Source organism: Pseudomonas sp. TE3895, assembly GCF_056278855.1.
This window is the reverse complement of the sequence record NZ_JBWBQE010000001.1, coordinates 178,009-189,768: the sequence shown is the minus strand read 5'-3', so window position 1 is coordinate 189,768 and position 11,760 is coordinate 178,009. Positions and strand designations below refer to the sequence as shown.

At 63.1% G+C, this 11,760-nt stretch carries 11 protein-coding genes and 1 pseudogene; 4 read left to right on the top strand and 8 right to left on the bottom strand.

Features of this window, described 5'->3' with window-relative positions; all coding sequences use genetic code 11:
• The first annotated feature begins 172 nt into the window (after positions 1 to 172).
• On the top strand, positions 173 to 487 hold the full coding sequence (locus tag ACZ889_RS00835) for a hypothetical protein (protein WP_010955411.1): 315 nt from the start codon (positions 173 to 175) through the stop codon (positions 485 to 487).
• Positions 488 to 621: 134 nt separating this feature from the next.
• The gene (locus tag ACZ889_RS00830) at positions 622 to 1,383 is read left to right on the top strand and encodes a YdcF family protein (protein WP_409282846.1); all 762 of its coding nucleotides are present in this window, start codon (positions 622 to 624) and stop codon (positions 1,381 to 1,383) included.
• Positions 1,384 to 1,528: 145 nt separating this feature from the next.
• Here the strand turns inward: ACZ889_RS00830 and lnt are convergent, their stop codons facing one another.
• From lnt to ACZ889_RS00810, 4 genes are read right to left on the bottom strand one after another with little or no spacing between them, the layout of a single operon-like run.
• Positions 1,529 to 3,046, bottom strand: coding sequence for an apolipoprotein N-acyltransferase (gene lnt, locus ACZ889_RS00825; protein ID WP_110160098.1), 1,518 nt, complete (start codon positions 3,044 to 3,046; stop codon positions 1,529 to 1,531).
• Between the two features lie 8 nt (positions 3,047 to 3,054).
• A complete protein-coding gene (locus tag ACZ889_RS00820; protein ID WP_003249762.1) occupies positions 3,055 to 3,894 on the bottom strand; it encodes an HlyC/CorC family transporter in 840 nt (279 codons plus the stop codon).
• Positions 3,895 to 3,919: 25 nt separating this feature from the next.
• Positions 3,920 to 4,393, bottom strand: a complete 474-nt coding sequence (gene ybeY, locus ACZ889_RS00815) for an rRNA maturation RNase YbeY (protein ID WP_047604689.1) — start codon at positions 4,391 to 4,393, stop codon at positions 3,920 to 3,922.
• Positions 4,386 to 5,384, bottom strand: coding sequence for a PhoH family protein (locus ACZ889_RS00810; RefSeq protein ID WP_014592526.1), 999 nt, complete (start codon positions 5,382 to 5,384; stop codon positions 4,386 to 4,388). The genes ybeY and ACZ889_RS00810 overlap by 8 nt, the downstream gene beginning before the upstream one ends.
• A 231-nt stretch (positions 5,385 to 5,615) precedes the next feature.
• On the opposite strand from ACZ889_RS00810, the gene ACZ889_RS00805 reads away from it, so the two are divergent.
• Positions 5,616 to 5,942 carry a DUF1820 family protein gene (locus tag ACZ889_RS00805; protein WP_003249769.1) on the top strand — a complete coding sequence of 109 codons (327 nt, stop codon included), beginning with the start codon at positions 5,616 to 5,618 and terminating at the stop codon, positions 5,940 to 5,942.
• A gap of 3 nt (positions 5,943 to 5,945) precedes the next feature.
• Here the strand turns inward: ACZ889_RS00805 and ACZ889_RS00800 are convergent, their stop codons facing one another.
• From ACZ889_RS00800 to ACZ889_RS00785, 4 genes are all read right to left on the bottom strand, one after another.
• Positions 5,946 to 6,491 (bottom strand): tetratricopeptide repeat protein, encoded by a 546-nt coding sequence (locus ACZ889_RS00800; RefSeq protein WP_014592525.1) that lies wholly within the window; start codon positions 6,489 to 6,491, stop codon positions 5,946 to 5,948.
• A gap of 244 nt (positions 6,492 to 6,735) precedes the next feature.
• On the bottom strand, positions 6,736 to 8,019 hold the full coding sequence (gene hemL / locus ACZ889_RS00795) for a glutamate-1-semialdehyde 2,1-aminomutase (protein ID WP_003249773.1): 1,284 nt from the start codon (positions 8,017 to 8,019) through the stop codon (positions 6,736 to 6,738).
• A 16-nt stretch (positions 8,020 to 8,035) separates the two neighbouring features.
• Positions 8,036 to 8,659 (bottom strand): thiamine phosphate synthase, encoded by a 624-nt coding sequence (gene thiE / locus ACZ889_RS00790; RefSeq protein WP_004576913.1) that lies wholly within the window; start codon positions 8,657 to 8,659, stop codon positions 8,036 to 8,038.
• A gap of 13 nt (positions 8,660 to 8,672) precedes the next feature.
• Complete coding sequence (locus ACZ889_RS00785; protein WP_003249777.1) at positions 8,673 to 9,470, bottom strand: hydroxymethylpyrimidine/phosphomethylpyrimidine kinase; 798 nt, start codon at positions 9,468 to 9,470, stop codon at positions 8,673 to 8,675.
• Between the two features lie 265 nt (positions 9,471 to 9,735).
• Here ACZ889_RS00785 and ACZ889_RS00780 point away from each other — a divergent pair.
• Positions 9,736 to 11,725 (top strand): annotated as a pseudogene (locus ACZ889_RS00780) (sensor histidine kinase).
• Positions 11,726 to 11,760: the final 35 nt, after the last annotated feature.

Genomic DNA, 11,760 nt, shown 5'->3' with positions numbered 1-11,760 from the left:
CGTCCGGCACTCCGGTGTCGTTTAGAGTGAACGCCGTAGCATACAGCAGCGCCGCGCATCGTGGGAAACCTTCGTTGCGAATGCCCGCTGGTCGCGGCGCACGGCTGCTTTTTGCAACGACGCTAAGCTCAGGTGTGGGGGGAGATATTCTTACCTTCAATGAGGTGAACGGATGGGAGAGACGCAGCTACCCGCAATCAGACCGGAGCTTTACGAGCGCCTGATCGACCGGCTTGGCCTGGCACTGGAAACGGCCAGGACCTCGGTGCGATTGCGCGACGAGATGCCAGCTGAGCTTGAGTTGCGTGGCCTGAGCCACGCAGAGTTCGAAGTGATCAAGGCCTACCTGGAATCCCTTCCGGAGCGCCACAATGCCCCTGTCGGCAGTTACCCACAAGCGGAGCCGACATCGGCCAAGATCATCTGGCTCAAGGATAAGAAACGCCCCGCCAGTACGGCGAGATCCAGGACGCTGCCACATCGCTAGCCGTTCAGGACGCCAGGCGCAGGCTATCGCGCGCCGGTTCTTCACTATCACACAACTCAAGATCGACGCCGGTACGCACTTGTTGACCGGCGTCGATCCTTCTAGGCTGCACGCCTGCCAAGGAGGTGTGGCCGATGCCGATCCGATTCTTCATCAAACAATGGCTGATGCCGCCGGGCGTGCTGTTCTTGCTGCTGCTTGCGGCATGGTGGCTGCGTACGCGGCGGCCACGTTTGGCGGCGCTTTGCTTTAGCGTAGGGCTGGGTGGCCTGTGGTTGATGAGCCTGCCGCTGGTGGTGCAGGAAACCGCCCGTGTGCTGGAAAGTGAGCCGCCGCTGGCCGTGAGCGACTGGGCCGGCCTGGCGAGCCGGGCGGATGCCATTGTGGTGCTGGGCGCCGGGCGCGAGCGCGGGGACCCGGCCTGGGGTGGCAGTGACCAGCCCACGGCCACGGCACTGGAACGTATGCGCTTTGCCGCGCGGCTGGCCAAGGCCTCGGGCCTGCCAGTGTTGACCAGTGGTGGGTTGCATTACGGCACGCCGCCCAGCGAGGCGAGGCTGATGGCGGAACGCTTGCATGAAGATTTCGCGGTCGAGGTGAAATGGCGCGAAGAGGCCAGCCGCACGACCTGGGAAAATGCTCAGCTGACGGCCAAGGTGCTGCAGCCTTTGGGATTTCGCCGGGTGGTGCTGGTGACCCAGGCCTGGCACATGCAGCGCTCACGCTGGAGTTTTGAACAGGCGGGGTTCGAGGTGGTGCCGGCGCCGGTGGGGTTCCTTGGGCGCGATCATGCGCGGCCGTTTGGCGGTCTGCTGCCAGAGAGCCGGGCGATGTGGCAGAGCGGGCAGTTGTTCAATGAAGTGGTGGGGTTGGTGGGGTATCGGGTGTTCTACTGATTTACCGGCTTACATAACCCCTGTAGGAGCGGGCTTGCCCGCGAAAGGGCCTGCCCTGCTGGCCAATCTCCACCCGCTGTTCACCGTTGCCGCGACTACCGTATTCGCGGGTAAACCCGCTCCTACAGTGGTCGCGTATCGCCAATCAGACGGTTTTTGCAATACGCCCTGCCAGCAACGCCCAGCCCAGCAGCAATGCACAGACAATCGCCAGCGGCCATGAGCGCCATTGCAGGTAAGGCGTCAGCTGCTGCATCGGCACCACCTCACCATACAGCACAGCCTGCTGGAACTGCGGAATCTGCGTGGTAATGCGGCCAAACGGGTCGATCAGCGCGGTCACGCCGTTGTTGGTGGCGCGGATCATCCAGCGGCCGGCTTCCAGAGCGCGCATCTGCGCCATCTGCAGGTGCTGCAAGGGGCCGATCGATTTGCCGAACCAGGTGTCGTTGCTGATGGTCAGCAGCAGGTCGCTACGCGCAGCCAGGCCGGCGGCGAACTCGGGGTAGACCACCTCGTAGCAGATGTAAGGGGCAATCTGGTAGCCCTTGGCCTGCAGCAGCGGCTGGTCTTCCGGGCCGCGGGCGAAGTCGGACATGGGCAGGTTGAAGAACTCGATGGCCCCACGCAGCACGTCTTGCAGCGGCACATACTCGCCAAATGGCACCAGCTTCTGCTTGAGGTAGGTGCCATCGCCCTCGCCAGTGACGGTGATGCCGTTGTAGTAGCGGCGCTGGTGGTGCACTTCTTCACGCACCGGTACGCCCGTGATCAGTGCCGAGTGGCGCTCGGCGGCGAAGCGGCCCATCACGTCGATGTAGCCCTGGGCCTGGTCCTTGAGCACCGGAACGGCGGTTTCCGGCCACACCAGCAGGTCCACCGGCCTGGAGCTGAAGCTCAGGTCGCGGTATAGCGCCAGTTGCGCGTCGATGTGCGCGGGGTCCCACTTCAGGTCCTGCTCGACGTTGCCCTGGATCGCCGCCACTTTCAGCGGATCGCCTGCCGGAATGGTCCAGGCATGGCCCTTGAGCGCCAGGCCCAGCACCCAGGGGGCCAGCAACAGCACGCTGGCCACGGCCAGGAACGAGGGGCGGGTGCGCAGGCGGTGCAGGTTGCACAGCAGGGCGGCGGTGAGGGCGAGGGTGAAGGAAATCAGCCATACCCCGCCCAGCGGCGCAAGGCCGGCCAACGGGCCGTCCAGTTGGCTATAGCCGGCGTAGAGCCAGGGGAAGCCGGTCAGGAACCAGCCGCGGAAGGCCTCTTGCAGTAGCCAGAGGGCGGCGAAGCACAGGGCGTCGGCCAGTGGTGCTTCGTTGCGCCGTAGCCAGCGCGCCCACAGCCAGGTGGGCAGGGCGAAGAACCAGGCCAGTGCGGCGAAGAACGCCAGCAACAACACGATTGCCAGCAGCGGCGAGGCGCCGCCGTAGGTGTTCATGCTGACGTAGATCCACCAGGTGCCGGCGCCATACAGGCCGAACCCAAACCACCAGCCACGCCACATGGCCTGGCGCGGGCTGAGCTCGCGCAGGCCAAGGTAGAGCACCGCGATGGACAGCACCGCCAACGGCCAGATGTCGAACGGCGCCAGGGCCAGGAGGGTGGAAGCACCGGCCGCCAGGGCCAGCAGGTTACCGGGCCAGCCGGGGCGGGTGATCCAACGCATGTTTGTCCTTAACGGGTGATCGGGGTCAGGCGCAGCAAGTGTATCCGCCGGCTGTCGGCGTTGAGAATACGGAACTTGTAAGACCCGATCTCAGTGGTTTCGTTGCGCTTGGGCAGGTGGCCAAAGGCGCTCATCACCAGGCCGCCGACCGTGTCGAACTCGTCATCGGAGAACTCGCTGTCGAAGAACTCGTTGAAGTTCTCGATCGGGGTAAGCGCTTTGACCAGGAAATCACCGCTGGGCAGTGGTTTGATGTAGCTGTCTTCCTCGACGTCGTGCTCGTCTTCGATATCGCCGACGATCTGTTCCAGCACGTCCTCGATGGTGACCAGGCCCGCCACGCCGCCATATTCGTCGATGACGATGGCCATGTGGTTGTGGTTGGCGCGGAATTCACGCAGCAACACGTTCAGGCGCTTGGACTCGGGCACGAAGGTGGCCGGGCGCAGCAGGTCCTTGATGTTGAAGCTGTCGCCGTTCTCCTTGAGGATCAACGGCAGCAAGTCTTTGGCGAGCAGGATCCCGAGCACATCGTCATGGCTTTCGCCGATTACCGGGTAGCGCGAGTGCGCGGCGTCGATCACCGCCGGCAGGAACTCGCGAGGCGACTGGCCGGCCTTGATGCTGTTCATCTGCGAGCGCGGCACCATGATGTCGCGAACCTGCAGGTCGGCGACCTGAATGGCGCCTTCGACGATGGTCAGCGCTTCGCTGTCCAGCAATTTGTTCTGATGGGCTTCGCGCAGCAGCTCAAGCAGCTCCTGGCGGTTTTTCGGCTCATGGGCAAAAGCCTGGGTCAGTTTACCCAGCCAGGACTTCTGCCCGTTGCTCGATCGATCTTCGCTCATGGCGGTTCTCGTGATCCTTCGTGTATCAGTGTGTGATTGAGTCGGTTTCATCATCGGCATACGGGTCAGGGTGACCCAGTTCTGCCAGCAATTCCCGTTCCAGGCTTTCCATTTCCTCGGCCTCCTCATCCTCGATGTGGTCATAGCCGAGCAAGTGCAGGCAACCGTGGATGACCAGGTGCGCCCAGTGCGCTTCCAGCGATTTGCCTTGTTCGGCCGCTTCGCGCTCGACCACCGCTACACAGATGACCAGGTCGCCCAGCAGCGGGATATCGAGCAGGTCATCGGGCACATCGGCCGGGAACGACAACACATTGGTCGCGTAGTCCTTGTGCCGGTAGGTGTGGTTCAGCTCGCGGCCTTCGGCTTCGTCGACCAGGCGAATGGTCATTTCCGAGTCGGCGCTGCGCTGGCGCAACGCCAATTCGCACCAGCGGCGCAAGGCGGCGTCTTCTGGAGTGGCAGCATCCGTGGCCCGTTGGATATCAAGTTCAAGCATCTTTGCCGGGCGCCTCGGGCTTGGGCTGGCGGGCTTCGAAGCGGTCGTAGGCTTCGACGATACGCTGAACCAGTGGGTGACGAACCACATCCTTGGGTTGGAAATGGGTAAAGCTGATCCCCGGAACGTCCTTCAGCACCTCGATGACGTGCGCCAGGCCCGACTTGGTGCCACGGGGCAGGTCGACTTGGGTGATGTCACCGGTGATCACCGCGGTAGAGCCGAAACCGATGCGGGTCAGGAACATCTTCATCTGCTCGAGCGTGGTGTTCTGGCTTTCGTCGAGGATGATGAAGCTGTTGTTCAGGGTACGGCCACGCATGTAGGCCAGAGGGGCGATTTCGATCACCTGGCGTTCGATCAGCTTGGCCACGTGTTCGAAGCCAAGCATTTCGTACAGGGCGTCGTACAGCGGGCGCAGGTACGGGTCGATTTTCTGTGCCAGGTCGCCGGGCAGGAAACCGAGCTTTTCACCCGCCTCGACCGCCGGGCGCACCAGCAGGATGCGGCGCACCTGTTCGCGCTCCAGCGCGTCCACGGCGCAGGCTACGGCCAGGTAGGTCTTGCCGGTACCGGCCGGGCCGATGCCGAAATTGATGTCGTTGGCCAGGATTTCCTTGACGTAGCGCTGCTGGTTGAGCCCGCGCGGGCGGATGTTGCCCTTGCGCGTGCGCAGCGACACGCTGACCTCGTTGACGGCCGGGTTGTCGATGTTTTCGACAGCCGACTCCTGCAGGTACAGGTGCACGGTTTCCGGTGACAGGTCGGTGGCCTTGGTCTCGCGATAGAGACGGCGCAGCAGCTGTTCGGCAGCGGAGGTGGTCCTGGGTTCGCCGATCAGTTCGAACTGATTGCCGCGGTTGCGGATCTCGATGGCCAGGCGCTGTTCGATCAGGCGCAGGTGCTCGTCGAACTGGCCGCACAAGTTGGCGAAACGGTGGGCCTCGAAGGGTTCGAGGATGAAACGATGGGGTTCTATGGGTGCGTTCAAGGTCGTTTTTAGCCGCTCGACGGCGATGGAGTTGAACTCAAGAATAACCCTTGAATGGCAGTGGCGAAAGCACTGAAACGTTCAACGGTATGTACGGGCTGTTCTGGCTTCCCCCTGGCCAACCCGCTCCTGCAAGGCCGGTGGGGATCCTGTGGGCGCGGGTTCACCCGTGAACAGGCCAGAACAGGTATCATGCCCACCTTTTCTTACGCATGTGTTATCTGGCCGAACATGAGCAAACGCGAACCCGCCATCTATAAAGTGATCTTCCTGAACCAGGGTCAGGTCTTCGAGATGTACGCCAAGCAGATCTACCAGAGTGACCTGTGGGGTTTTCTGGAAATCGAGGAGTTCGTGTTCGGAGAGCGCTCGCAACTGGTCGTGGACCCGAGTGAGGAGAAGCTCAAGAGCCAGTTCGACGGAGTGGTCCGCAGTTTCGTGCCGATGCACTCGATTGTGCGCATCGATGAGGTGGAGCGCCTGGGCACGGCGAAGATCAGCGAGGCCAAGGGCGGCGGCAATGTGATGCCGTTCCCGATGCCAATGCCGGAAAAGTGACCTTCAGGGAAGCGGCGAGAACGGCGTGCGCCCTTCGGCGTTCTGCAGTTCGAGCAGGTACTTGCGGAAAATCTGGCCGAGCACCTGGGTGGCATGCTCCAGTTCGTCACGGGGCATTTGCTCGGTCACTTCGTCGGCCATGTCCAGCGCATCTTCGGCGCCATTGACCGCAGCCATTTTCAGCAGGATGTAGGCCTGCACGTTGTTGGCCTTGACCCCTTCGCCATGGAAGAACATGGCACCCAGACGGTATTGGGCGTCGGCTTGGCCTTGCAGCGATGCCTTCTGGAACCAGTCCAGGGCTTTGCCCAGGTTTTTTGGCGTTTGCGTGTAGTAATACTCGCCCAGTTCGAATTGCGCCTGGGCATCCCCCGCAGTCGCCGTCTGCTCGCAGGCCTTGAGGGCGTTTGCCAGGTCTTCAGGCTGAACGTTCAAGGTGCAGCGGCCCGCCGCCGGAATCAGCAACGAGTTACCGCCCTCCGCCAGGGCTAGCAGGGGCTGAAGAAGCAACAGGCAGCCCAGGGTCAGGGCGCGGCCGGTGCGGTTCATGGGGATCGACTTACCTCTGCAAAGCTGCGGCCAATGTCTCTGGTGGCACATTATGGGATAAGCAGCGCCAACCTTACAAAGTTTTACTCGAATTTCTGCTTGGTTGGGGAAGTCAGCTGATTGTGCGTGCGTAATTATTGCCTGTGCCGGCCTCTTCGCGGGTGAACCCGCGCCTACAAGGGGGTGTCGCTTTCATGAGTGTAGGCGTGGGGTTGCTCGCGAAGAGGCCGGTACAGGCTGGCCATCACTTCAGGGCAGCAAAGGCTTTCTCAGCCGCATCCAGGGTGATCTGCAGCTCTTTGTCGCCATGGGCGATGGAGGTGAAGCCCGCCTCGAATGCGCTCGGTGCCAGGTATACACCACCGTCGAGCATCAGGTGGAAGAAGCGCTTGAAGCGCTCGGCATCGCTGGCCATCACGTCTTCGAAGGTGACGATATCGTCGGCGCCGCTGAAGTACAGGCCGAACATGGCACCGGCCTGGGTGGTGACGAATGGCACGCCAGCGGCATCGGCGCGTTGCTGCAGGCCGTCAAGCATGCGGCTGGTGTAGTCGGTCAGCTCGGCGTGGAAGCCTGGGCGGCTGATCAGCTTGAGGGTGGTCAGGCCGGCGGCCATGGCCAGCGGATTGCCCGACAGGGTGCCGGCCTGGTAGACCGGGCCGAGCGGGGCGATGCAGCCCATGATTTCACGCTTGCCGCCGAAACAGCCTACCGGCATGCCGCCACCGACGATCTTGCCGAAGGTCGACAGGTCCGGCTTGATGCCGTAATGGCCCTGGGCGCCGCCGAGCGAGACGCGGAAACCGGTCATCACTTCGTCGAAGATCAGCACCACGCCATGCTTGTCGCATTGCTCGCGCAGGCCTTCGAGGAAACCCGGTGCCGGTGGTACGCAGTTCATGTTGCCGGCCACTGGCTCCACGATGATGCAGGCCACGGTCTGGCCAACTTCGGCCAGGGTCTTCTCGACGGCGGCGATGTCGTTGAACGGCAGGGTCAGGGTGTGCTTGGCGAAGTCCGCTGGCACGCCTGCCGAGCTTGGCACGCCTTGGGTCAGCAAGCCGGAGCCGGCTTTTACCAGCAGGCTGTCGGAGTGGCCGTGGTAGCAGCCTTCGAACTTGATGATGGCGTCACGGCCAGTGTAGCCACGGGCCAGACGGATGGCACTCATGGTGGCTTCAGTGCCCGAGCTGACCATGCGCACCATTTCCATCGACGGTACGATCGAGCAGACCAGGTCGGCCATCTCGGTTTCCATGGCGGTCGGCGCGCCGTAGGACAGGCCGTGCTCCAGCTGCTTGCGTACCGAGTCCAGCACGTCCGGGTGGCCGTGGCCGAGGATCATCGGGCCCCAGGAGCCGACGTAGTCGACGTAGCGTTTGTCGTCCTCGTCAACGACATAGGCGCCTTCGGCATGCTTGAAGAACAGCGGCGTGCCGCCAACGCTCTTGAAAGCGCGGACTGGCGAGTTGACGCCGCCAGGGATGTGCTTCTGGGCTTGGGCGAACAGGGCTTCGGAACGGGACATGGAAGTATCTCTCGAATCAGGATGCGAACAAGGCGTTGAAGGCGCGGGCGCGGCGGGTGACTTCCTGCGCGCTGTCGGCACCGAACAAGCCGTGGATCACCGCCAGCAGGTCGGCGCCGTGGGCGACCAACGGGGCGGCGTTGTCGAGGGTGATGCCGCCGATCACGGCGATCGGCAGTTTCACCTGGGCGCGGGCCTGCTCCAGCAGGCCGACGTTGGCAGCGGGCGCGCCCGGCTTGGTGACAGAATTGAAGAAGCGGCCAAAGGCCACGTAGCTGGCGCCTTCGCTGGCCGCCTGGGCGGCCAGTTCGAGGCTGGCGTGGCAGGTGGAGCCGATGATTGCCTGACGGCCGAGCAGTGCGCGGGCCGGGGTCAGCGGGCCGTCGGTCTGGCCCAGGTGCACGCCGACACCCAGGCGGGCGGCCAGTTCGGCGTCATCGTTGATCAGCAACTGGGTGCCGTAACGCTCGCAGAGCTTCATCAGCCCTTCGGCTTCACGCAGGCGGCGCGCTGCATCGTCGCTCTTGTCGCGGTACTGCAGCAGGCACACGCCGCCTTCCAGGGCCGCCTCGACATGGGACAGGAAACGGCCGGCGAGCAGCTGGCTGTCGGTGATGGCGTACAGACCGCGTAGCTTCATTGAAGGCCTCGTATCAGGAGCAGAAGTCCAGGGGCAGGCGGCGCGGCACGTATTGGCCCTTGCCCAGTTGCTCGGCGTCACGCAGGGTGCGCCAGGTGTAGTCCAGGGCGGTGCGCACGGCGCTTTCCAGCTGCTCGCCGAGCGCCAGGCGGCCGGCCAGGGCGCTGGCCAGGGTGCAGCCCGAGCCGTGGTAGCTGCCTGGCAGGCGCTGGCAAGTCCAGGTGAAGTGCTGGCCGTCCTGGGTGTACAGGCGGTTGTGGATTTCGTCTTCGTCGCCGTGACCGCCGGTAATCAGCAGGTGTCTACAGAACGGCAACAGTTTCTCGGCACATTCGTCAGCGCTGCCTTCGGGCAGTTCGGCGAGGATGCGTGCTTCGGGCAGGTTCGGCGTGGCGATGGTCGCCAGCGGCAGCAGGCGTTCGCGCAGGGCATAGCCCACTTCGTCCTTGCCCAGGCGGCCACCGCCACCGGCACGCAGCACCGGGTCGCAGACCAGCGGCAGGTGGGGGTGGGCGGCCAGCAGTTCGGCGACGGTGTCGACCATCTCGATCGAGCCGAGCATGCCCAACTTGACGGCGGCCACCGTGGAGTCGGCCAGCACGGCGTTGGCCTGGGCCAGCACCCACTCGCGGTCGAGCACGCGGAAGTCGGAAACGTTGACGGTATCCTGCACGGTCAGGGCGGTCACTGCAGGTGCAGCGTGGCAGCCTTGGGCGATCAGGGCTTCGATATCTGCCTGCAAGCCGGCGCCGCCACTGGGGTCGTGGCCGGAGAGACAGAGGACAACGGGGCGGGAGCTGTAGGTATTCATGGTCGGCGAGCTTACCACCAAACCTGTTTGGGCGGATCGTCCGACAAACGAGTTTTACTGATCGATCGGTCAGGTTGTCGTTTGTTTTTCTATTGAAAGCATTGATTTAGAGCCTTTTCTTTGTGTTTTTATGTGGCCGATTGCCAGGTTGTGAGGCTATGCTAGAGTGCTCGGATAACTCGACAAACGGGTGCTGCAGGATCACGTCGTCTCAAACGGATTGGAGGCTACCGCGACGCGACCGGGCAGGCCATGCTGGGGCTGTATGCGCTATTTGCTGATTGTGCTTATGGGTTTTGCTGCCCGTGCTGGCCGGAGCGGTCGATTTCGACGACGCTACCCGGCATCTCCCACTGGGCAAGGCCATGCAGGTTTATGAAGACCCCGATGGCAATGCCAGCATCGCTCAGGTCAGTGCCCCCGGGTTTGCCAAATACTTTCAGCCCCACCATGAGGATGTGCTGAACGCCGGTTACTCCACCTCGGTGTTCTGGCTCAAGGTCGAACTGCGCCCCGTTGCCGCGCCCAGCGCAGCCCCGCGGCAATGGCTGCTGGAGTTGGCCTATCCGCCACTGGATCACCTCGAACTGTATTTGCCTGACAGCAGCGGCTTGTACCGCCTGGCGCAGCGCACGGGCGATGCCTTGCCCTACGACAGCCGGCAGATCCGGCAGAACAACTACTTGTTCGAACTGCAACTGCCACCTGGCAAGGTGACCACTGCGTACCTGCGGCTGCAAAGCCAGGGTTCGGTGCAAGCGCCGCTGGCGCTGTGGTCCCCTGAAGCCTATCTGGAAGAGCAGCCCACGCGCCTGTATGTGCTGGGGATGATCTACGGCGTGTTGCTGGTGATGCTGGTGTACAACCTGTTCATCTACCTCAGCGTGCGTGACGTCAGCTACCTCTATTACATCCTTTACATCGCTTCGTTCGGCCTTTACCAGGTCTCGGTGAATGGCGCCGGTGTAGCCTATTTCTGGCCAGACAGCCCTTGGTGGGCGAATGCCTCCACGCCATTGTTCATCGGTGCTGCCGGCCTGTTCGGTTGCCAGTTCGCCCGGCACTTCCTGCAATTGGGCAGCATCAACCGTGGTTTCGACCGCCTGTTGCAACTGCTGATGCTGGGTGGCGCGCTGGTCATGGTACTGGCGGTGAGCATGCCCTACGGCATTGCGCTGCGCATGGCGACGCTGCTGGCGCTGCTGTTCACCATAAGCGTCTTCAGCGCCGGCCTGTATGCCTGGTGGCGCGGCTTGCGAGTGGCGCGCTGGTTCATCATCGCCTGGACGGCGTTCCTGCTGGGTGGCCTGGTCAACACCTTGATGGTGCTGGGCTACCTGCCGAACGTGTTCATCACCATGTATGCCAGCCAGCTGGGTTCGGCCTTGGAAGTGGCTTTGCTGTCGCTGGCGTTGGCCGACCGCATCAACAGCCTGCGCGAGCAGCAGGCGCAGACCTTGCGCGACACTGGGCGTACGCTGGAGCAACTGAACCTGCAACTGGCCAGGAGCAATCGCCTGAAGGACGAGTTCCTCGCCAGCGTGACTCATGAGCTGCGTACCCCGATGAACGGAGTGATTGGCTCGCTCGAGCTGATGCACACCCTGCCGATGGATACCGAAATGGCTCAGTACCATCACACGGCAGTGGGGTCTGCCCAAGGCATGATGGATATGGTCAATGCCATTCTTACCCTGTCCGAACTGCAGGCCGGCCGCCTGCGGGCGCAGCCGGCACCGTTCAGCCTACGCAGCCTGTTGCAGGGCTTGCGCGCCGGTTATGCGGGGCAGGCGCTGGGCAAAGGCCTGTACCTGAGCCTGGACATTCCGGCCGACCTGCCGGACGGGTTGCTCGGTGACGGGCAGAAGCTGGCGCACTGCCTGGGTTGCCTGGTGGACAACGGTTTGAAGTTCACCCATCAGGGCGGTGTGATGATCCAGGTGCGCGGCCGCCGGGTGGGGCCGGATGATCTGGCGTTGACCTTTACCGTCAGCGACAGCGGTATCGGTTTCGATGATCTGGAGCAGTCGACCCTGTACCAGCGGTTCTTCCAGGTCGACGGTTCGATGACCCGGCGGTATGGCGGTTTGGGGATTGGGTTGTCGATTTGCCGGCAGATGGGAGAGTTGCTGGGGGCCAGATTGGCACATGAATCGACGCGCGGGTTGGGTAGCCGCTTCGAGTTGAGTTTGAACATGGCGATTTCGCAGGCGCAGATGAGCCCGCACATGTTGCAGGCGCGGCGCTCGTTGTAGGAGCGGGTTCACCCGCGAAAGGGCCGGGTCTGCTG

Bases quoted from the DNA above. Each gene is read 5' to 3' on its own strand.
- ACZ889_RS00835 (WP_010955411.1), top strand. From the start codon at position 173: ATGGGAGAGACGCAGCTACCCGCAATCAGACCGGAGCTTTACGAGCGC.
- ACZ889_RS00830 (WP_409282846.1), top strand. From the start codon at position 622: ATGCCGATCCGATTCTTCATCAAACAATGGCTGATGCCGCCGGGCGTG.
- lnt (WP_110160098.1), bottom strand. From the start codon at position 3,046: ATGCGTTGGATCACCCGCCCCGGCTGGCCCGGTAACCTGCTGGCCCTG.
- ACZ889_RS00820 (WP_003249762.1), bottom strand. From the start codon at position 3,894: ATGAGCGAAGATCGATCGAGCAACGGGCAGAAGTCCTGGCTGGGTAAA.
- ybeY (WP_047604689.1), bottom strand. From the start codon at position 4,393: ATGCTTGAACTTGATATCCAACGGGCCACGGATGCTGCCACTCCAGAA.
- ACZ889_RS00805 (WP_003249769.1), top strand. From the start codon at position 5,616: ATGAGCAAACGCGAACCCGCCATCTATAAAGTGATCTTCCTGAACCAG.
- ACZ889_RS00800 (WP_014592525.1), bottom strand. From the start codon at position 6,491: ATGAACCGCACCGGCCGCGCCCTGACCCTGGGCTGCCTGTTGCTTCTT.
- hemL (WP_003249773.1), bottom strand. From the start codon at position 8,019: ATGTCCCGTTCCGAAGCCCTGTTCGCCCAAGCCCAGAAGCACATCCCT.
- thiE (WP_004576913.1), bottom strand. From the start codon at position 8,659: ATGAAGCTACGCGGTCTGTACGCCATCACCGACAGCCAGCTGCTCGCC.
- ACZ889_RS00785 (WP_003249777.1), bottom strand. From the start codon at position 9,470: ATGAATACCTACAGCTCCCGCCCCGTTGTCCTCTGTCTCTCCGGCCAC.